Here is a 22,010-nt window from a genome sequence, read left to right as displayed (position 1 = left end):
GTGCAGGTTTAAAATTCGCCCAGGGATGAGAAGTTGAGAATGATCGACTGATCCAGATTGTCGTCCACATCGCAGTCGTGGAGGGTGCCGGAAGGGTACACATTGCGGACCTTTTCGAGGATGTCGATCAGATTTCCCAGAGCCTGAGAAAGTTGCTTGGGATGTGATGTTTGTTTCATGTTTTCGAGTAGCCAGATTTTCCAGGCTTTCTCGAGTATTTCCATGTGCTTGGGATGAATCCAGCAGATCGTCAAAAACACATGGGCCGGTGCTTCCAGTTTTAGCTTATTCTCCAGGAATTTTCTCAAATCCCTGTTAGTAAACCTGCCTGCCCAAAACGGCAAAATCACATGGGCCATGCAGGTGTATGGGTCATCCAATGTGCATTGGCATTCTTCCTGAAAATGAGGATCCAAAAGCCGGTCTTCCAAGGTTTCGGTAATAGGGCTTCCCTCTTCAGAAAAGGTATATTTTCCTTTGTGCTTTGGTCTGAGAAGAACGTGCTCGAAAAGATGGGTACCCTCATGGCTGAAAAACTGCTTCAGAAAGAATTGCCTTAGCTTTTCAATCGCCCTGATTTCTTCACCTCCATTCACCAAGGCTTTTGTCCCGTCCATTTCCACCACCTCAAATTGTCTGGAAAGGCTGATGGTGCCTCCTTCCCAACTCGCTTTGGGCTCCGTCGGAGTTACCAATCGTGTCGCCGTTCCGTCAAAACTCACCGAGAGAATCGAAAGGTCCTTTAGGTAGGTCTTTCCTCCGTCAGAATAGATCAGTTGGATGGAAGGAAAATACCCGATCACCTGACTCAAATCGCCCTCCACGATCAATTCATGGGATTCGGGCTGTATGGTCTGTACTTGAATTTCTTGCTCGAAAAGGAGGATATCTCCTTTTTTTGTCTGGGGAGACCCCTGGATAACAATCTTTGATCCCCGGGCTTCTGCCTGATTGAGGATAAAGGCTTCAGGAGGATTTCCTTTGGTTAGTAGCCAAGCTTCTCCCCAATCCCCATTGGCAAGTGCTTGAGCGAGTGACTGATTGAAGTCTGTAGCGGAACTTTCTGCCAAAAGTCCCCCTCGCAGTGGATCTACCAGCTCTATTTGGTAAGGATTTTTTGTGTCTAGAGGTAAGCGATAGCCCGAAGGTCTCGAAGCTGCAGCCACCAGCTGCCAAAGGTGATTTTCAAACCCTTCTTCTGCCAGAACTTCCAGCTTATCAGAATCTGTTTCGCCGGGTACTTCTACCTTTATTTTTCCAAAAAGCATCTCATCTCCTTGGCCAAAAGGAGCATCGTAAAACTTGAACTCCACCTCGTAGCTTGGAGTCTCAGGTCCTGTGCTCGTACTCACTGAGTAGCTCACCCAGTTTTTCAATCCCAGGCTTAGGTTTTTGCGATTGGCCCGTGGATTTTCCAAAAACTCCCCGAAGAGAATCTCATGGATTTGGCTCAGCAGTAGCCCGCCATCCTCTCCTTCAGCTCCACTTATTAAGTCCTCCCTGATACTTGCTCCAACTGGCACTCCTCGATCCAAAAGCAAAATCTGGATTGAACCCGGGTCTCCGCTGAAGCTATAGTTTTCTTTCAATGCCCCGAGAAGAAGAGCCTTTTCCAGGGCTTCAGCGGCTTCATTTCGGGAAGAGAAAGTAGCCAAAAGCCTAAAAATGGGCTGATCGCTGGCGTCTATAACCTGGACCGACCAAGCTCCTTCGTTTTCCTCCAGTGCAAAATAGGAGCTGAAAATCAGCCAGTCGGAGCTCTTCTTTCGAATTCCATACAAGGCCCCGATCCTGTCCTCCAGCCCGGAGAGATTTCCCTGATGATAGAATTGATCAGAAATAGAATAGTCAAAACCCAGTCCTCGTCCCGCACTGATCTCAGGATAATTTTGAAGAAGATGGAGCTTGTCGTCGATCAGTTTATCCTGAGCCTGAAGGGGATGGATTCGCTCGGAAAGAAGTGCATAATCGGTAAGAGACTCCGCAAATCTTCCCAGCAAATGATTAAGAAACTTGTTTCTTCTGCTCAAAAAAGTCTCTCGGCTTTCTGTAATCTCACCGAGCAGCTCCTTAAGATCTCCCAGATTTTTCCAAAGATCAGAGGAGTCGGGCACCTTGGTTCCTAGCCTTCCGTCAGATTGGACGATCACCTCAGATAAGCTTTGGAAAAAGTAGGTTCGGTCCACCAGGCGATTCCCAAATTCATCCTTTTCATTTTCATAAGAAAAAAGGTGTTTGAGATTGGATAATTGAGAAAGATAATTGGCCAGATATTGCTCAAAAACCATCAAGTAGGCTTTCAGCTGTTTTACCTGGTGAGGTTGAGGGCGGCCTTCGCCCTGAGGAAGCATGCCTTCTTCTCCAAGTCCATAGACCAGAGGGAAGTCATTTTGGATGGAGAAATAATTTTCCAAATCGCGGTATTCTCCACTTAGCGGCAGGAAGTTTTTAACTAGGCCGGATTTCTTTTGGGGGCGTTTGTTGTTTTGAATGTCTTCGAGCAGGTCTTCTACTTCCTCGCGATTGGCAATGAAGGGTAGATTCTCCTTGAAAAAGGTCAGTTTGCTCAGGGCTACGTTCAGACGGGGGATGTAATTCTTCTCCATGGCCAGCTTGAGGCACCATCTGACACTCTTTGAGGGAATGGTCCCTTTAGGATCATCCTGAGGCAGATTGGCAATCTGAATACTTTTTACTGCCTCTACTCCAGGAATGTCCATGATCAAATGGATCAGATCAGACACATGGATCTGGGATTTTCTTTCTGCCAGGGCCAACTCCTCTTCATCGATAAAGCCGTGCTTTAACAATGGGCCTTCGAAGATTTTTTCTGTAGGAGTCCCTACTGCATTATCCCAATCCCCTAAGTACACGCTGTCATCTTCCCGAATCAGTGAGCTCGAAAAGTTGGGAGAGAGGCTAATCTCACAAGCCCCGTCCTGAGCCAAACGGGCTCCCAAAACCTCGTAAGTCCCGGCATTGTTACCGCTTCCAAGGATACTCAGCATGGTTCCTGACTTTGGAAAATCTTCCTGAGGTAGGCTGATCCAAACTTTAGCGGGATTCTGCTGAATTCTAAGGATAGGAAGGCTGCCTTCTTTACCCCGGTCGATCATTTCCTCGAGGCTGTAAAAATTCACCTGAGGAGAAAGAAAGTCTCCGATAGTGGAAAAAATCAGGGCTTCGGTTAGCTCTACATTGGCTTCCGGACTGAGTTCGATATCTGCGCAGACCAAAATCTCCTCCACCTTCAAGGCCTGAAACTCCACAAAATCCTCACAGAGGTTTCGGTTGGCATGAAGGGTGCGCTTGACTTCGGCAAGGATTTCCCTGATTTTATCGGTTTTTAATCGGTATTGAAATAGCGCCCCTGCCTCATCCTGGTAGACCAGTTGATTGATTTGATTACTCAATTGGGTGAGTCCATCCAAGGGCTGCGGTCCGGTATTGGTGAGGATGGAGCCTTCCAGCTTTATATTTTTTGAGGGTTGGATTTTATAGCTCAGGTCTATTCCGGAGGGAAGGTTCTGAAATTGAATATCGATGGACTGAATGGCCTTTTTTATGGCTTGAGAATCGGTCCAGTCTAGGTTTTGATCCCATCGGGGAAACTCAATCTGAATATCTATGACGGTTCCTTTCAGCTCGGGATGCTCTGTGACCTCGATTTCCATGCTGAGCTGGTTTTCATTAAGGTCTCCCAAAACCGGAACCGTGTCAAACTCCAAAAGCACATCATAAAGAATCCCCATTTTCAATGCCTTTTCCGTGGAAGGGAAAGGTTGGTAGGCTAGTTTTTTGGCCTTTCGATCGGGATATACTGGGATTTCATTACTTTCTCTCAGGGTAATCCAGGCATTTTTCACCCCGGCTTTGGGACAGATGGAATCGGGAGCTTCATCCACCACTTCCACATCCATGAGGAGTTTTCGGTAATCGGTCAGCGTGAGGGCCTTGGAGGGGAGGATCTGAGAAGGTTGAAAAAACTGACCCGCCAAGGAACCCCTCGGGTCAGCCAGCAAATCCTGGATTGGAAACTGAGTCCTAAAGCTAAGGTCGGTGATGGCATAGCACAGGATTTCCAAGATGGTCACTCCCGGATCATGTGCATTGTAATCCGTCCAGATATTTCCCGAAAGCCGCTGAATGTAGGCGAGGGCTTCTTTGCGCAGCAGCTCATAATCTGATGCCGGGCTGGGAAAATTGCTTTTGGATATGGTGACGGGTTCTTGCATAGGTTAGATGATCAATATTTTTCCTCCATATCACTGCTTTCCGAAGAGAGAATGTCTGCTTTTTCAGGCACGACATTGTCCTCGCATTCACAGGCTTCGGTTTCCAATACTTCAATCAGATGATCTCCATAGTTTCCAAGAGTGCCTACAGACCCCAAAATGGAGACCCCTCTACTTCCTTTTCCCTCTTCTACCCGGGTTCGGGAAATCAGCTGCCCATTGACCGGATTTTTAATTAGGTGATAGAGCTCAAAACAGGACAGAAAATCCACATAAGTGAGCTTTTCTATAAAATGCAAAATGACAGAGCTTTGGATTTCCCCTTCAAACTGGAATTGATCTGTGGGTTCAAAAGCCCAGGGAGAAAGAAAGGCTTTCAGATCATCCTCCAGCTTTTTGGTATGAATGGACTGGTCTACCCCAGGAAGAAAGCGAACTTTGGTTTTGATCTGCAGCTCTTCATAGACTGGGTTGACTACATGAAGCAGGACTCCGGGAGAGCACTTTTTCAAGAGCATTTCCTTGATGCTGCTGAGTAAGGAGACGCTGGCTTTAGGCCTGAGCGGATCCAGGGCGTTTCGGTTTTGGACATTGGCTATTATCACCAAGGTCACATGCCGGGGTGCCAAGGCCCGGTATTCCTGAAGATTTCCTTCATAGAAAGTGTGATTCAGGGCTTTGACTTGATATACTTCTGGAAATTCCTCCAAAACCAGATGCTCATAGTCCCACTTGGTGATCGCCCGCTGCTTGTGTCTGAGCCGTTCGGAAACTCTGGTGTAGAAATTTCCTTCGGCCTCGGCCATTTTTCCCCCAAATGAGGCAAAAGGCTGGCTGATTTTACTGATTTGATTTTGGCTGATAGTCAGTTTGGTGATGGTTCCCTCCGGTAAGGACTGAGCAAGTCGGTTGGGATCATTTTGCTGATCATCAAAAGTGACTTGGATGGCCTGAGCCAGGATTTGGGTCAGCTTGGGCAGGGCATCAGCATTTTCGCTCACAGAAGCTTTGAGCCAAGTGTGTCCATTCGGCAAAAGAGTATGTGAGGAGTCTGCTGCTTTGGGTAAGGTAAACTGAATCAACCCTGTCTGAATCAATCCTCGGGTTTGATCAAGGACCAAATCCAGCTTATCGACAGGCACCCATTGGTTACCACTCAGATAGCTCCAAGAAACTGTAGGTACAGGTTTTTCGGGGTTTCCGCTGCCATCCAGGATATGAAAAAGGAGTTGGATGCTCTGCCCGGGAAGGTGATTTTTCAAGCCTATCAATAATTCTCCTTGTGCTGAAAAAGAGGGAAGAATCTCTGGACTTTTCTCCTGAAGCAAAGCTTCTCCGAAGGGGCCAATATGGAAAAAATGGCTCCATTTTCCCGAATTGGGCTGAAAGGAATCTTCAGCAGTATAGCTGAGACTTACTGATTTCAGCTCAGGGGTATAAGGCTCTTTGGGTAAAGGCAGGTCAGGGTCATCCAGTTTTTTAAGTACTTCTCCGGCAAAAAGAACGGGAAAGTCCCTGTGCCCAAAGTCCGGATTGATAAGCGACAGGCGTAGGAAGCCTCTTTTTTTGTCAGGACTCCAGGTTTCTATCTCCTCCAATTCCGGATTTGGTCCCAAAAGCTGAAGCATTTCCCCATCTAGGGTCAGGGTGGTTTCTGATAAAGGCGGTGCAGCATCAGAAGGACCAAAAAGGGATAGAAAATAGGAAGGATTTTTGGGGTGCTTGATCCAAGCCCTATCCTTCAGCAGGGTAGGTTCTACCTTGAATTTCAGGTTAGTTCTACTGTCTTTTTCAAGATAACCTTGGTAATGGTCCTGGAATCCATTGCCCGTGCCAGGTAGCCCGGCCCATTCGGCGGTGATGGAAAGGGAATTTAGGTCTTTGGAAAAAACCTCCCTGCTCCCAATGTAAAAATGAGATCCTGAAGTGGGTCGGAATCCAAAAGGATGAATATTTTTCCCCACTGGTAATACCGTCTGATCATTTTGCAAGACAAGCTCTTGAACTCCGACTACATCCACTACCAACTTTACTGACTTCAGCTTGGCATTTTGAAGCATTGGGTAGGCGTAACTCTGCGCAGTGGGGGCCAATTCTACTTTGAGTACTGGCTGAGTTGTGGAAAAATGCTGAATCAATACCCTCTGATCGTATCCCACGACGGATTCTTGCTCTGGGCTTAGCGAAAAATTGAGGGTCAATTCTATCCCTTCCGATCCCCGATTGATGATTTGATGGGCTTGTTTCTGGAAAGAATAGATCAAGTCATGGTATTTGTCGTCTCCTAGACCTCTTACGTTTTTTATGTCTTCCAGCTTTTGGAAGGCTTTACTGGCAAGGCTATCTCGGAAGGCAAGAATATTTTTGGCAGTGACTTCTCCTATATCATATCCGGAAAACGGGCGATGGGACCCCATTTCCGGGTCATCATGAATGGGCCCCGCCTGAGGCTCAATTCCTGCAATATCCTGCCAGTTCTTTGCTGAATTAATGAATTTCAGTGCATCTGATTTGGCTTGGGCCTCGGATTTTTTACCTCCCGATTGAGCCTCTATCCAGGTTTTTTCCCCACTCAGCCAAAAGCGAAAGCTGGCATTTAGGTTCAGTTTATTGAGGTTTTCCAGCAGCTGGTCCTGAGAATGAAAAAGCAGGCTCAGGCTGATTTTCCTTTCTCCTTCTGCCAAGGCTAAAACCGGTGAAGAAACAGCAAAACCTATCACAGCCAAGCTCCTGTCAGACTCTGGAAACAGGCTCTTTGGGATACCAAATGGACTCCATCCTCCTTCAGACTGGATAATTTCCCCTCCCAAGCCATCTTCAGAATTGGCAATGGGGGAGGCATAAAATCTGGAAAACTCATCCCGGTACAAGGCTTTGATATCCGCTACTTCCGCTTTGTTGACCGCTTGGTTGGCTTGGCTGCGGAAAGAAACCGGGAGGCCCAGACCATCTTTTCCAGCCTTGAAGGAGGTCAGTGAAGGGATCAGATATTCCCCGACGTGCTTGGCGAGCTGGATGATGAGATAGGCTTGGTCAGGTTCTGGGGATTTTTCCCGTATTCTCAGTACATCCCGATAAAAGAAATCCAAATGCCTCCTGGTCAGTGTGTTGAGGTCCTTTTGGAGGAGTGTGTAGTTTTGAAGAAAAGCCAGAAAAAGGGAAAAATGGGGAGCTGTCAATTGTTCAGGTTGGACGTCCTGAGTGAAAAAGCTCTTCCAATCCTTGCCGGTATCTCCGGATGGCTCGATGAATTTAAGCTGAAAGGCCAATTGGGTGGCAAATTGCTTCAGCTCTTCCAAGCTTCGCTCATCTACTGCCACATAATCGGGCAACAGGCTTTCCAAAAGTCGGTTGGCCTGGTGAGTTCCCGGATGGGGTACATGGACGCTATGGCAGGAGTCGGTGCTCATTGGGTAATATCCGTGGCTTCAATAAACAGGTAGGGGTAGACAAGATTTCTTCGGTTGTTGGTGGCTAAAATGAGGTACTCTACCAGTACATCAATTCTCCCTGCTTGGTAATCGGGACGCATGTCCACCTGAATCACCCGGATCCGAGGTTCGTGAAAAAGTATCGCCCGCTTGATTCGGTTTGAAATCAAGGTGGCAGTGGTCACATTGAGAGATTCAAAAAGTAAATCCTCCATGTTGGCACCATATTCAGGTCGCAAAACCCGCTCCCCTATGGAGGTATTCAGAAGGATAATGAGGCTTTGCCGAATGTCCTCCTCATTCTCTGCTAAGGCTACTTGAGCCACTTCAGCCTGAAAGCTGACGGGCCAGGCCCAGCCTCTTCCCAAATAGGTGTTTTTCTCTTTCATTTTTATTAAGGTTTTGGAATCTCTCCGTTCGGCTTTTTAAAGACCCCATTTTTCCCAATTTTTATCCTAATTCACTTATCCAATCAAGACTGTTGGAGCTCCTGCAGCCGGTGAAGCCCCGCAGACACAGGTGTCTCCAACCCGGAGTGCTGGTTTCCCTCCGATCATGACGGTGCCACTCCCCGCAATGAAAGGACTGACAGTAGGTTGATGACTGTTTGGAGGAAGGCTGCAGGCATGATTGTCACCCATGACCGCTGCCGGCATCCCTGCTATCATCACGGTGGGTACTCCGGGCCCTATGATTGTGCCTCCATGATTACTTGTGTCTCCGACTCTTGCTGCGTTTGGCATATTTCAATTGATCTGTACTAATGAACCTTTCACAATAGTTTGCCCCGAGGAGGAGAATTCTGCCCCAGCCCCCCCTTTAGTGGTGAGTTGGGCTGAGGATTCGATATCCACATTCATTCCTTCGATTTTTACGTCCCCGGTGGCCTTGATTTTGAAGTCAGCTGAGGATTCCATGGTGATCCCATCACTATCCAGAATGACTTTGTTTCCGCTTTCGTCCTCCATAGAAATCCGCCCATCCTCATCGTTCATTTCCACGATTCTACCTCCGGGAGTTTCGATTCGAATGGATTTCTTTTCATCATCAAAATGGAGTTTCAGCTCTGTTTTGCTGGTATATCCTTTTTTGAAATTGTCATCTTTGACTTCTATCGGGCTGGCATTGGCCGAGCTGAAAAGTGAACCCAATATGATAGGCTGTCTCGGGTCTTCATTGATAAATCCCACAATGACTTCATCTCCGATCTCCGGGTAAAAAACGGCGCCTCTGACCCCCTCACCTCCGGCGTCCAGTGTGGCCAATCTTGCCCAGGTGCCTTCGGAGGAGGCGTCGATCATTGGCAAAAGGATCTTGACCCGGTTTTCTCCATCGGGATCTTCCAACCCAGTGACTTTTCCGATGTGCAAGCCCTTCATGGCAGGGACCAAGCCGGCAGCGGGAACAGCTACGATGTCGTCGAAAACGGAGGAAATAAACCGGTGGTCCAGTCCCAAACCCAGTGTGGTAAACCACTTTTGGCTTGGGGATACCTCATGGTACACGGAGCTGACGAAGGCCTTTCCATTAAATCTTGACCCAAAACCACTGAGCTGCACCATATCTCCGGGCTTGATGGTGTTGTCACCATGGATTTTGATCTGTCCTTTGATTTTGGAAAGCCGGCTCTTCAGCATGTTGGCATCTGCCCAGTTTTGGAGCTCTTCCCCGGAAAATCCTCCTCCGTGAAGCAGGGTAAAATCCTCCAACCCGATCACTTCAGCTAGCTCCTGCCCCGAAAGATCACCTTGGAAATCAATCCCAGGATCGGGAGATTCCAATTCCAAAAGTTCCTGATTGGCCATATCCCAGCCCTTGCTTTTACTTGATGCATATTGGGTACGGGCGTCCATTTCGGCCTCTATTTCTACCACATTCGTCCCAAATTCCAGTTCGAGTTTGGCATCGGCAGATACTTCGGCACTTTTCATCTTCACTTTGCCATTTTCTACCAAGATTAGTTTGCTGTTGAGTTCCGCCCGGGTGAGCATGAAGTCCCAATCCGAGCAGTAGAATTGAACCATTTCCTTATGGGTAGTAGTGGTCGCCTCTACCTCACTGCCAAGTCCATATCCTGAGATCAAGTCTTCGATGATTTCCGAATCCTTGGAGTCAAAAAAGTATTTGTTTTTACGGCCAACGGTCATTTTCACAGCTGGATCTCTCAGTTCCAAAATCAGCTTGGATGCGCCACCTCTTGCTTCAATGCCATGTCGGATGATTATTCCTTCGAAGATGACTTCCTCGTCATTGTTGTAGCCGGCTTTGACCGTGATTTTTTTCCCTGGAATAAAAAAATCCCCACCACTGACTTCAAAGTCCTGGGAAGCCACATCTCCGTCAAAAAGTACAATTCTGGCTGCAGGCAGCTTATTTACAGCTTGGGTCACGGCAATCATAGCCACGCCGATTTCTGGGGGAATTTCTGTTCCCTCAGAAAGAATCTTGAAGGTGGCAAGATTCGGATTGGTGCGGGCTGAAACGGGTACTATGGGCATTGTAGTTTACTTGGCTAGTGGGGGAAAGATGAGTTCCTGTCCCTCGTGGAGCAGGCGGAAATTGTTGATTTTATTGATCCGGGCGATTTCCAGATAGTAGGAGGAGTCTCCATAGATCCTATGGCACATCAGAGGAAGGGTATCTCCAGATTTGACCGTACGGAGGTGAGTGAGATCGGGAGACGTTCGGCCTGTCTCTGCAGCCTGCTCACTTCTGGAGATGGATTGCTTGAATTTGGCCGTGACCGTGGCGCGGATAGGAAGTCCGGCATTATTGAATAGCTTGTAATTGATTGTTGCGCTTTCCAACACTCCTCTAAATTGGAAGGCGCCCCAATTGATCTGCAGGTAATTGGGCTGATGGGTAGTCGGTTGGATTTTTTGGGTGATATCCAAAAATCTCGAAATAGCCCGGTCTACATGTTTGTCTTCCTTGATGATTTCTATTGCAGAGACCTTTTCTCCACCTATTTTATCCCGGTCAGGAGCCAGATCCCCCAAGTAGGAGAGGTCTAGATTTCCGGGGGAGTCTTTGGATGGTGGGGAAGCACTGCTGGCATCGAAGAGAAATTCGAATTGGACATCTTCGGACTGGTTGGATTTAAACTGGTTTTGGCGCCCATCAGCAAGGCCTTCTTCAGCCACCCACTTGTTTTTTACTTCCTGACTGTAGGTCGTAGGATTGTACATGACCACATAGTGGGCGGTGGAGGTTTCGTAGTTGTCATCCGAAAAAGCAGTGATTTTCAGCTTTTCCAGACCACCCATTGGGGTAAAAATGTCCTTGAGTGCCATAGTTGCTGCTTATCTTTCGTTTTTCTCTTTGATCAGTTTGGCCAATTCTTCCAATCCCTGCATCAATGCATTGGGGCTTGGATTTGGTCTTTGGTTACCCGTTGGTCTTTCGTCTTGGGTGTCCACGGTAGTTCGGATGATGAGCTCCTGGATTTCTATCGGCATGCTTAGATGGGGCTTAGGTCGGAAGGTTCTATTCTTCTGAAATACTGATAGGCAAATTCCATGGACTCTATCATCAGTCCGCTATCCATGGCATTCAGCCCCTCGATGTCCCACTTCACAGGCCAGGCATTGAAAAAATTCCAAGCCTGAAGGGGGAGATGGTCTTCATTGAGCAAAATCACTGTAATATCCTGTGGCTCAAAACTGAAGTTCTCAACTGCATTTTTAAACCATTTCGCTGCGGGAGATCCACTCATCATTCCTCTTTTCATGGAGAGGTTGGGATAGCTTATCGGATTGGGCATTCGATGTTTAAATCGGTTTTCTCCCCCTTCTGCATACTCTTCCACTCCGATTTCGGCACTGATCCCACTTACCTCCTGAAATCCCACATCGGGGATCCCGGGGTACTTGAGAGCCAGTCCTTCAAATCGAACCAGGAAGTGAAATCCGGTGGGAGGATAGAAGAAAGCCATGATTTAAGTAGTCTCAATACTCAGTCCTTCGTGGCAAAGCTCGATGGTCTCGATAGCCACTTCATTTCCGGTAGAATTGAGCGTAGGGCCTTCCACTTTGCAAGGCCAAGCTTCTTTCACCTTCCACACCATGATGGGTTCATGCTCTTCATTGAGCAGGCTGATGGTGAGGTCGCGACGGTCAATTTTATTCTTCTTGACCGTATTGAGCCATTGGAAAAATTCATTGTCGGCCGCAAAAACCCCACGCTTCAGGGAAATATTGCTGTATTGGGGGATTCCTGGCATTTTGGTGACGTGGTATTCGAGTGAATTCCCCTCCCGGTAATCGATGGTCTGCAATTCTATGGAAAGGCCGGAGACCTCTGTAAATCCAATACGGGTACCGCCCCATTCTACCTGAAAATGAAAGACGGAAACAGGATATGCTACTGCCATAATAGTTTAGATTAAAGTGTTTGCTGATTTGATTAGGCTTCTTGAAGCTTATGTGAAAATTTGAGTATGATAAATTCGGCAGGTCTTATTGCCGCCAAGCCGATTTCTACATTCATTCGGCCTTCCAGAATGTCCTGAGCAGTCATCGTGACACCTAATCCCACTTTGACAAAAAAGGCATCCTCAGGCTTGGCCCCGGCTAGGGCTCCGTCTCTCCAGAGTTTGGAGAGGAAGTTTTCAATCATGGTTTTTACCCTAAGCCAGGTATTGGCATCATTGGGTTCGAAGACCACAAATTCAGTGGCTTTTTTGACTGACTCTTCAATGAAGATGAACAAGCGTCTCACCGGGACATATCTCCATTCATTGTCATTGCCGGCGAGTGTCCTTGCTCCCCAAATCAGGGTGCCTTTGCCAGTAAAAGTCCGGATAGCATTGATGGATTTTCCTGAGGAAGCGTCCACATTGAGTGAGGCTTGTTGCTCGTTGGTTATTTTTACTGCAGGGCCTACTATACCGCGAATGTCCTCATTGGCAGGGGCTTTCCACACTCCTCTTTGGCTGTCTACTCTCGCGTAGACACCGGCTACTGCCGGAGAGGGGGGAAGCTCTACTTTCAACTTATTGATTTCTGCGAAAATGGCCCGGTAGAGGCTTGGGTCTGTGGTCTCCAAAGAGGCTAAGGTGACCCCGTTCAAGGTATTGGAAATTAAAGGATTGGAGGTGCCGAGACCCCGATACTCATGGGTTTGGGTAAGATTGATCGCCGCAGGACTGAACCCGTAAGAATAGGAGGTTTTGAGGTTGGGGTAGTAAGCGGCGCCATATTTCAGATTGCCTGAGCCAATTCCATTGTCTCGAAAGTTGACTGCATCCTGAAAGGGGTTCGGGGTGTTTTCTTTGACATCCATGATCACAAATCGATCTTGGAGTTTATTGCATTGGGCTAAGGCATCGGTGTAGACAGGCTGAAATTCCGCCATGGTCATGTAGTCCGGAAATACGATCAGAGTTGGCTCATCCACCTTTTCCAACATGGCCAATCCATGCCTCAGACTACCCAAAACGGTGGGACCATCGTTGCTTGGATTACTGGAGTAGGTATTGACCGATACGATGTAGCAGGGCCCTCCTCCATTATCAAAATAGTGGCGAAGACTGTGGTACATTTTGAAAGGAGAAGGTGCTCCGGTGAGGGAGGCGGTTATTTTTCTGGTTTGTAGTGTCGCAGGCTGTCCATCCAGTCCTGAGTAGATATCCTGAATACTTACCGAAACTCCCTCTAGATTGGGGCCTCCGAAGATCGCCTCATATTCCAGCATGGAAGTAATTCTCGTTGGTACCCTAAGGGATCCACCATCGGCTTTTTGTGTGTGTCCGATAAAAGCCGGAATGGCGGTCTCCACGGCTGCAATAGAGGCAGGCAGAGTTGAAATTTCCTGAATATAAACACCCGGTGTTGTGAAGTTTGACATGGGTTCTGTGGGTTATAGTGAAGTTGAGACTAAGATTCCTGAAGCTTGTGAGAAAACTTCAGAATGATGAATTCCGCAGGCCTTACCGCAGCAAGACCTATTTCTACATTCATTCTGCCTTCGAGAATGTCCAGGGCCGTCATGGTTTTGCCGAGGCCTACGTTTACAAAAAATGCCTGCTCAGGTTTTGCCCCAGCCAATGCACCTTCTCTCCAGAGGCTGGAAAGAAAGTTTTCGCACATGGTCTTGACCCTCAGCCAGGTATTGGCATCATTGGGCTCAAAAACCACAAACTCGGTGGCTTTTTTGATGGATTCCTCGACAAAGAGGTAAAGCCTTCTCACAGGGATATACCTCCATTCGTTGTCGTTTCCAGCGAGCGTTCTCGCACCCCAGACCAGATTGCCCCTGCCTTGAAAAAAGCGAATGACATTGATGGATTTTCCTGAGGTGGCATCTACATTCAAAAGACCCTGTTCTTCACTACTTACTGCCAAGGCAGGTCTGCTAATGGATCGAATTTCTTCATTGGCAGGGGCCTTCCATACCCCACGCTGACTGTCTACCCGGGCAAAGACTCCAGCCATAGATGCTGAAGGATAGAGGTCGACCAATCGGGATTTGAGATCGGCCATGATGGCGTTGTATAGAGCTTTATCCGGGGCCACCCAAGTGAGGGAGCCTGAGCCTGATACTGTAGCACCACCTCCTGCATTGTCTGTATAGACTAGGGTCAAATCACCTCCTGCCTCGCCTTCGATTTTGGCGGTGACGGTGATCAGATTGGAGCCTCCTTCTCTAGTGGCTCCGTAGCGTGCTTTGGGAGGAGTATTGATGGCGGTAGTCAGGCTTCCCGCTGTGGTGATGTTGCTCGTATCCTTGTTGAATTCACTTCCTTCCAGATAAGTATCGCCACCTATCTCAAAGCTGTCTCCGTCTATCACATCGAAATCTGTAATTCGAATGGTCCCGGTAGCAAATTTTTGACCTGCTCCGATCTCGGCGAGAGTCAATCCGTGAAAAGGACCCAAACCCGGGCCGGTCCTGTTGTCAATGATCGTCAGTTCATTTTCTTTGAAATTCCTGTAAAGGATAGTTCTCAGCGAAGGAAAATAGGCAGCACCATAGCTTAGATTTGAGCTTCCCACTTCGGCCCGGAACTGATTGCCGTTTTCGGCAACGGACATTCCAGTATCCAGCAGGGCATCAAAAAGGGCAAATCGATCCTGAAGTTTGGCACATTGGGCCAGCATCTGATCATGCAGGGATTTTCTGTCTGTAGCTCCCAAAATCACCGATTCAGGCACTAAAAGCAGAGTGGGCTCATCTTCCTCCTCCAGGGCTCGAATCCCAGCGATCAGTTCGTTCACATCTAAGGAATTGGAATCCGGTGTAAGGTCATGAATACCCGTGGATACAATCCAACAGGGTCCTCCTCCATTATTGAAGTACATGTAGACCTGATAGGTCATCAAATAGGGAGAGGGACTTGCGAGAGCCGGTATGGTAAAGGTACCGTCGGGATTGATGGTGATTTGGTATTTTTCGGGAAAAGCATCCCCGAAGATTTCCTGGAATTCGAGGTAAGATGAAATCCGGGTTGGCTTATTGGCAGGAATGGTAATTCCGTTTTTTTCAGCCTTGGCGGTGTAGCCCACAAAGGCCGGAATAGCTGTAGCCACCGGAACCACAGAGGCAGGAAGGGTGGAGATTTCTTTGATGTACACTCCGGGAGTTTTGAATTCTGCCATGGGGAAAGAAAGGTTTAGATAAAGACGAAAATTTCACTGAAAGCCTCTCCTCCGTTGATTTTTGCAATCCCATTTCGGAGAGGGTTGGGGAGATTGGCATACAATACCCGATTTCCAGGAGTTCTTCTTAATTCCAGATTTAGTTTTGGATTTTCGAAAAAAGGGATCGGTACCTGAGACTTGAATATGACGGTCTCTGCATTGTTGACTTGGATATCAGGGTGTGGAGCACCTCCATCTTGCTGAAAGGTATACACCCCATAAGGTGAGCCTGGGGGATTTCCTTTATCTCTTATGGAAAGTTGATTCGTCCCCAGATTGAGCTTTTTATTCTGATTGACAATGATGTAGGTCCATCGGGTAGATTTCCTTTTCAGCCGAACTGCGAAATAGTCCATCGGACCATACAGGTGTGCCGGACTGGCCACATAGCTGATTTCTATTATTCCCAAGGCAGTGTTGCCAATGGCATCGCTGGATAAAAAGTAGCTTTTGGAATAGAGGGTCTCTGTATCTGCTTGATTTCTGAGCTCAAGGGAATATATGCCGTCAGCTTTTTCATTCACGTTCAGTCTCAGCGAAAACACCCCCAAATCATCCGGAGAAAGAAGCAAATCCAGAGGAAGAGGATTTCCCGATTGATCCTTCCCTGATGAAATTTGATTTCCTGCTTCGTCCCGCACTCTGAATAGCACAGATGTAGGCTGAGAAGCAATCCTTATTTGTTCCAATAATTCTTTTGGCCTTAGCCCATCGAGAATCTGAAATCCTAAGGTCTCCGGGGAGGCAGGATTGGTTGAAGCGTTGGCAGGGATATTTTTGAAATGGAAAAAAGAGCCTGTTTTGAAGTCCTTTTGAGGGGTATTCCAGTCTGTAATCGTGTGGAGAAATCCCGAATTGGAACTGCTGACGAAAAAGCGGAATCTGCAGGGAACCTGAAGGCGAACTTCTGGGTCACTGAGATTCTCCTCGGCCCTATACAAGGCAATCACCCCTTTTGGGATGGAACGGAGGAGCATTCTGCCGCTTTTCAGCAAATTTTGAGTGGAAGTATCCGGACTCAGACTTAGGGACTGGGCTATCCCGTCCGCAAAAAAGTCATGCAGAAGCTGGAGTTCAAAAAGACGGGAGTAGAGGATATTCATAGCTTGTGTCTGGATTCGAGGTAGATTTTTTCTATCGGATCACCGCTCTGCTGGATCGCGTTTTCCTGGACACGGATGGTTCTCACCTTATACAGTACGCTGGGGAGATATTTGGCCCCTACTACCGACCAGAAGTTGTACAGCTGCTCAAAGGAATAGCTGTAGAGTTCTACGAATATTTTTTTCAAATCCCCATCAAAACCGGCCAAACTCGGGCTGTTTTCCTGTGTAAAAACATTTTTGCTCTGAAAAAACGCTACCGCATAACTCAGCTGCTTGAGCCCTTCGACATAGTCATCTGAGGAGTTGTTGGGCAATCGGTTTTGGAAATTGGCCGTGATCAGCACGTAAAGATTCAACTGGATGTCCGGATTGCGCTTTTCCACCTTTCCTACCGCATTGATGAATCGGTTTTGTTGGTCCTTAATCGTCCGTTCCTCCTCAATATTGATCAAAGACAAGCCGAGTGACTGGTCCGGAATGGCAATTCCCTGCTCATTGGTCACACTGGACAGGACTACCCGATTGGTGATCGGGTCGCCGACCTTGAGCTTGATAAAGGCGTTAAGCTCTTGGGTCAAAAATTCCAAGGCAGAATGAATCATTGGTAAAAATTTAATGCTGGAAAAACTCAAAAAAGCTAGCGAGATCAAGAGCCAATTAACAGGAAAAAAAAATCTGTTTTTAACTGTATTCCTAAAAAATGAAAATTTGTAAAGTGCTTTAAATCAATTAAATAGCCTATCTTTGAAAACTTTAATGTGACATCTGTTCTTTTGAAAAAAGGCAAAAAAATCTTGCCTAATTCCAATAATTGAGGATTTTTCCCTTTTACTTAATTTTTATTGTTACTTAAGTTTATTGATAGTCTTCCTATTTTAAAGGGATTAACTTTTCCTTTTGTAGAAACAGAAATTAATAGACCAAATGGCTAAGCCATTTTGACCCTGATTCTGGGAAGTGCCTGGATTTCGTTTTCCAGATCCATTCACTTTTTTCAAAGGATGTTCAGGATTTGAGCTGAAAAAGAAGAATCCTGCTGCTTTCTATACAAGTCTATTTTCGATCCAAGAATCAAACCGGACCAGCTCAAAATCAGTGGGGTCCCAAAAATACCTTCCTCTTGCCTGGACCAGATTGGTCATTTCTTCATTTCCAAAAATCTGGTTTGCCGGATCCTCCAGGGTTTTTCTCTGGATTTTTGAAAATAATTTGAACCCACCTTCTATTCTGGGATTGATTTTACCTGTCCATCTTGAAATCAGTTTTCGCAGGTTTTCAATTTTGTAATCCAGCCAGTCCAGGTCATTTTGATCAAAAAGAATCATCAATTCCAGCATTTTGGATCCCAAATAAAAATTTGGGGAATACTTGAGTTGAGGCTGGCAATCGTGAATGAGCTTTAGTGCAGACTTGAAGGATTTCATTCTAAAATGCAGACAAGCTTCCCAGTATTTCCACTTGGAGTTCAATTCGGGATTGAATTTGCTCAGTGACTTCTTTAGCAGCGCTTGCGCTTCATCCAGCCGGCCTAGATAATAGAGTGCCAGCCATTGGTATTGGATGTGTTCTAGTCTGTTTTCGGGGTTTAAAAACCGGGAGTAGTCCAGTGATTTGTAGTGCTGGATGACTTCTTTGAATCTTCCGGTGTGGATCAGGATTTGTTGTTGGATGAGGGCAAACTCTTGGTTGATTTCTTCAGAGATTTTGTTTTCCTCAAAGAGTTCAGCAGATTCTTTTCTCAGATCCACTGCTTTTTCAAGGTCTTTGTTGGAAAGCGCCTTGCGTATCATGGATAAGTATTCCCATTGTTTTTGTTCTGTATTCAGGTGTTTGAGGACTAATCCCAATTCTGCATTTTGGAAGGATTGGGGTTTGGTTTGCTCCAAATGTCTGTTTACCAAAATCTGGAGATGGCTTTTTATGATCAATTCCAGCTGAGGCAAATCCTTGGATTGGATCACTCCCTCTATCCCAAATCTCCTAGCCGTATCAAAAACACACAAAATCAAGTCAGGAAGATCAGCTTCTACAGCAGTTTTTAGACTTTTTTCAAGGGTTTTGGACCCGGCTTTTTCCAAGCCTCGGGACAATAAATGCTGACTTTGAAGCAGGAGGTTGGTGCAGGCGATTCTTTCCTGTACTTCTCCGTTTATTTTCAGGCTAGACCCCAGGCAGGGGATCATTTCATAGATATCTTCTTTTACCCTTTTCTTAAGTTGGATAAATGCCGCCTTGGATTCAGTGGAATAAAGCCTCCTGCAATACTCCTTATCCTCTTGGTTTGGAGATTGGATATAGGCTTTGAGTAATTGGTATTTTTTGGATTGAATCGAGTTTTTGACCGCACTGAGCTTGAGCAGCTTGGTTTTTTCGGAAGGGTCCAAAGTATCCAGCAATTCAAAAATAGAATTCATAAAAAAGCAGGTTAAGTTTAAATCCAAGAAAGAAGAAAAGAATCTTCCCTGAATTTAAGCTTGAAAAGCCTGAAAGTCAAAAATTTAAAAGTTTGCTCTCTGGAAAATTCCCGGTGATTTCTCTGAGTACAGAGACTGAAGAGCCGGAAATTCCAGCAAAAGCTTTTTGAATTCGCCTTCTGAATCAAAAATTAACTCTGGTTTTTGTAGGAAAACCTTGGAATACAGTCTGGATTTTCCTTCCAGATCTTTTTCTTTCGCCAGGTAGGCTTGTGAGAGATGGTAGTTTAAAAATGGACCCCCAAGCTGATTTTCCAGATACAGATCCATCTCCGGCCCCAAAACCATGATCTTTTTGTTCTCAGTGGTATTTCCGGGGTTATTGGTCACGAAGTAGATCTCATTGCTTTGAGTTTGATTTTTCCAATAAAAAAGCGCTCCCAAAGGCAAGCCCAAAATTAATAGGGTAAAAGTCATGCCAGCAATCCAGCTTTTTCTCACATAAAGGAAAAACTGGGTGATGAGGTAGGTGAATCCTGGCAGAAAAATCAAAAGCTCAAATCCTGCCTGTTTTTTGACAAAAAAGAAAACCAAAGCTCCAAAGAGCATCCAAGTGATAATTACCTGTCTTTGCTTTTGCTGATTGATTGTAGACCCCCGCTGAAAAGTCCCCAGAAAATACCCAAAAAGGGCAAGAAGTACCGGAAATGCTCCCAAAATCAGCCAACTGTAAACCGACTGGTAAGAAAATCCATCATAGGTAAAAACTAGAGGAAGGATCTCCAAAGCATCCTGAAGGCTGTCATTCCAAAAGTAAAATACCAAGATCAGCAGGATCGGTAGGAAAAATCCAACAATTGACAAGATTAGCTGCCGAAAGGAAAATCCTGAAATCAACAACCCGGTAAAGATCATGTAGGGTAAAATCAACCCAAAATTCAAATGAAAACCCGTAGCAATACCGCCATAAATCCCAATCAACAAAGTAGACTCGGAGGTTTCCTTTTGGAGGACTGTCTGAGAAAAGAGCTGGCTGAGGGCCAAAATCAAAAAAGTACTCCCAAGCAAAGCAGGGGATAGCGTGAGCATATCAAAGGAAAAGTGAAACAAAGCCGCCATGATTATTGCCGGCAGGTAAGTGTTTTCATCAAATACTCGGTAGCGGATCAAGGTAAAATTCCAGTAGGTCAGCTGAATGAGAATCAATACTCTTCCCAGAATCGCATAGGCCAGAGGACTTCTTCCAAAAAGGAAGTCCATTGCCAAAAAGAAGGCAGAGGATAAGGGTCCCGTATCGTCTACTACATCTTTGTATAAGTAAAAGCCCTCTCCCAATCGCTCCCCCAAAACCATCCACTGAAGAAGGGGTTCTGTAATCGGGAAAGGAAACAAAACCAGATAAACTACCGAAAACACCAATAGGTATAAGGCTACCCCAATGAGGCGAAATGGATCGTTGACTTTAAAAAATCTAAGCAAGGTGTTGGGTTGAGTTGGATTGGGTTTTGCCCCGAAATTAAAGCATGCCCAAGTATTTCGCTAAATTTGTACCATAAATACTTCTGATGGAAAGCCAAAGACAAAAAAAATACGCCAAACTGATCCAAAAGGAATTGGGTGAGATTTTTCAAAAAGAAGCCCGTCACCTCATCGGGCGCACTATGGTGACTGTAACACGAGTGGAAGTGAGTCCTGATTTGGGCTTTGCCAAAGTCAACCTGAGTTTTTTGCTAGCCGATAAAAACCAAGCCTTTGACCTGATCAATGATCACAAAAAGGAAATCAGACACCACCTCGGTAAGCGCATTGGCAAATCGGTAAGAATCATCCCTGAATTGGCCTTCTTCCCGGACGATTCTGCCAGCTATGCGCAGCATATGGACAAAATCATCTCAGGTCTCAATATTCCTCCTGCACCTGAGGAGGAAGAAGAAGAGGAAGATTAATCCCAAGCGCCTTGAACACCAGCAGCTTTATTGCTCTTCGGTACTTTCGCAGCAAAAAAAAGCGGAATTTCATCACGGTTCTGTCCATCATTTCCATGATTGGAGTAGCTGTGGGGACGATTGCTTTGGTAGTCGTCATGTCGGTGTTCAATGGTTTGGAGGATTTGATTCGCAGCCTTTTTGCCAGCTTTGATGCCGAGCTGAAAATTGAGCCTGCCCGAGGCAAAAGCTTCTTGGCAAAGGAAGAATGGCTGCAAAGCATTCAAAACTTGGAAGGAGTAGCTGTCCTGACCGAGGTGATCGAAGACAATGCCCTCGTCGAATACAATCAAAATCAACTTGTAGCTAGGATCAAGGGTGTTTCTCCGAATTTCCTCGAGCAGGGAAGATTTTCCAATGGCTACTTTTGGGGGGATACTACTTTGGGTACAGACCTGAGACCTGCTGCTATTTTGGGAAGAGGAGTTGGATTCTTTCTTTCTGTAAATCTGGATGCGCCTAACTCCATCCTGAAAGTCTACTACCCCAAGGCACCTCGCTCAGCTGCCAGTATAGATCCTTCCCAGTTGTACAACTCAGCAGTCCTGGAGCCCAAGGCCTTTTTCAGTATTGAGCAGCGTTTTGATGACGAGTATGTGATTGCTCCTTTGAATTTTGTCCGGGACTTGCTCAACTATGGTCAAAAAAGAACCTCTTTGGAAATCAAAGTCGCGGATGGGTATTCGGTCTCTTCTGTCCAAAAAGCCCTTAAAACCCATCTTGGACCGGATTTTCTCGTCAAAAATACAGACGAGCAGCATGCCACTCTGATCCGGACAGTCAAGCTCGAGAAGCTCTTTGTCTTTCTCACCCTTTCCTTTGTTTTAGCCATTGCTTCCTTCAATATTTTCTTTTCTCTGAGTATGCTTGCCATAGAAAAGAAAAAGGACATCGCGGTGCTTCAGGCTATGGGTGCCTCTGAGAAGTTGATCAAAAGAATTTTCCTCAAACAGGGAGCTTTGATTGCACTAAGCGGGGCATTATTGGGATTGGTTTTGGGAATAGGTCTGGTTTGGGCTCAGCAGGAGTTTGGATTGGTCAGTTTGGGGATTTCCTCGGCAGTGGTAGATGCCTATCCGGTGCGGATCGTGGGTACAGATTTGGTGTGGATAGGGCTTACGGTGATTGGAATTACCCTATTGGCTTCTTGGAGACCGGCTATCCTGGCATCGAGAGTCAGACCTGTCCAAGAGCTCTAA

Annotated in this window: 17 protein-coding genes; 2 read left to right on the top strand and 15 right to left on the bottom strand. The window is 46.4% G+C overall.

All coding sequences use genetic code 11. The annotated features are described in order from the left end of the window. Positions 1-8 precede the first annotated feature (8 nt). From AAA938_RS10075 to AAA938_RS10005, 15 genes are all read right to left on the bottom strand, one after another. Complete coding sequence (locus tag AAA938_RS10075) at positions 9-4,235, bottom strand: hypothetical protein (protein WP_338228601.1); 4,227 nt, start codon at positions 4,233-4,235, stop codon at positions 9-11. An 11-nt stretch (positions 4,236-4,246) separates the two neighbouring features. Next, positions 4,247-7,645 (bottom strand): baseplate J/gp47 family protein, encoded by a 3,399-nt coding sequence (locus AAA938_RS10070; protein WP_338228600.1) that lies wholly within the window; start codon positions 7,643-7,645, stop codon positions 4,247-4,249. Next, a complete protein-coding gene (locus tag AAA938_RS10065) occupies positions 7,642-8,055 on the bottom strand; it encodes a GPW/gp25 family protein (protein WP_338228599.1) in 414 nt (137 codons plus the stop codon). Before AAA938_RS10065 ends, AAA938_RS10070 begins: the two co-directional genes overlap by 4 nt. A gap of 75 nt (positions 8,056-8,130) precedes the next feature. After that, the gene (locus AAA938_RS10060) at positions 8,131-8,409 is read right to left on the bottom strand and encodes a PAAR domain-containing protein (protein WP_338228597.1); all 279 of its coding nucleotides are present in this window, start codon (positions 8,407-8,409) and stop codon (positions 8,131-8,133) included. 3 nt (positions 8,410-8,412) lie between these two features. Beyond that, positions 8,413-10,164, bottom strand: a complete 1,752-nt coding sequence (gene vgrG, locus AAA938_RS10055; RefSeq protein WP_338228596.1) for a type VI secretion system tip protein VgrG — start codon at positions 10,162-10,164, stop codon at positions 8,413-8,415. A gap of 6 nt (positions 10,165-10,170) precedes the next feature. After that, positions 10,171-10,959, bottom strand: coding sequence for a CIS tube protein (locus AAA938_RS10050; RefSeq protein WP_338228594.1), 789 nt, complete (start codon positions 10,957-10,959; stop codon positions 10,171-10,173). A gap of 9 nt (positions 10,960-10,968) precedes the next feature. Then, complete coding sequence (locus tag AAA938_RS10045; RefSeq protein WP_338228593.1) at positions 10,969-11,124, bottom strand: DUF5908 family protein; 156 nt, start codon at positions 11,122-11,124, stop codon at positions 10,969-10,971. A gap of 2 nt (positions 11,125-11,126) precedes the next feature. Beyond that, positions 11,127-11,600, bottom strand: coding sequence for a phage tail protein (locus AAA938_RS10040; protein ID WP_338228591.1), 474 nt, complete (start codon positions 11,598-11,600; stop codon positions 11,127-11,129). Positions 11,601-11,603: 3 nt separating this feature from the next. Beyond that, positions 11,604-12,038: a phage tail protein gene (locus AAA938_RS10035; protein WP_338220427.1), complete on the bottom strand. Its 435-nt coding sequence runs from the start codon at positions 12,036-12,038 to the stop codon at positions 11,604-11,606. A 32-nt stretch (positions 12,039-12,070) separates the two neighbouring features. Further along, positions 12,071-13,513, bottom strand: a complete 1,443-nt coding sequence (locus AAA938_RS10030) for a phage tail sheath family protein (protein ID WP_338228590.1) — start codon at positions 13,511-13,513, stop codon at positions 12,071-12,073. A 29-nt stretch (positions 13,514-13,542) separates the two neighbouring features. Continuing rightward, entirely contained in the window at positions 13,543-15,264 is a 1,722-nt protein-coding gene (locus tag AAA938_RS10025) for a phage tail sheath family protein (protein ID WP_338228589.1), read from the bottom strand. A gap of 14 nt (positions 15,265-15,278) precedes the next feature. Then, entirely contained in the window at positions 15,279-16,409 is a 1,131-nt protein-coding gene (locus tag AAA938_RS10020; RefSeq protein WP_338228588.1) for a hypothetical protein, read from the bottom strand. Continuing rightward, a complete protein-coding gene (locus AAA938_RS10015; RefSeq protein ID WP_338228586.1) occupies positions 16,406-17,014 on the bottom strand; it encodes a Pvc16 family protein in 609 nt (202 codons plus the stop codon). Before AAA938_RS10015 ends, AAA938_RS10020 begins: the two co-directional genes overlap by 4 nt. Before the next feature lie 441 nt (positions 17,015-17,455). Continuing rightward, positions 17,456-18,826: a tetratricopeptide repeat protein gene (locus AAA938_RS10010; RefSeq protein ID WP_338228585.1), complete on the bottom strand. Its 1,371-nt coding sequence runs from the start codon at positions 18,824-18,826 to the stop codon at positions 17,456-17,458. Positions 18,827-18,910: 84 nt separating this feature from the next. Then, positions 18,911-20,305, bottom strand: a complete 1,395-nt coding sequence (locus AAA938_RS10005; RefSeq protein WP_338228584.1) for a hypothetical protein — start codon at positions 20,303-20,305, stop codon at positions 18,911-18,913. A gap of 86 nt (positions 20,306-20,391) precedes the next feature. Between AAA938_RS10005 and rbfA the strand changes: the two genes are divergently transcribed. Both rbfA and AAA938_RS09995 read left to right on the top strand, forming a co-directional pair. Then, complete coding sequence (gene rbfA, locus AAA938_RS10000) at positions 20,392-20,772, top strand: 30S ribosome-binding factor RbfA (RefSeq protein WP_338228583.1); 381 nt, start codon at positions 20,392-20,394, stop codon at positions 20,770-20,772. 11 nt (positions 20,773-20,783) lie between these two features. Next, positions 20,784-22,010, top strand: coding sequence for an FtsX-like permease family protein (locus AAA938_RS09995; protein ID WP_338228582.1), 1,227 nt, complete (start codon positions 20,784-20,786; stop codon positions 22,008-22,010).

Origin of the sequence: Algoriphagus taiwanensis, from assembly GCF_036245645.1 — a bacterium.
GTDB classification, from domain to species: domain Bacteria; phylum Bacteroidota; class Bacteroidia; order Cytophagales; family Cyclobacteriaceae; genus Algoriphagus; species Algoriphagus taiwanensis.
This window is presented reverse-complemented; position numbering and strand designations above follow the sequence as displayed.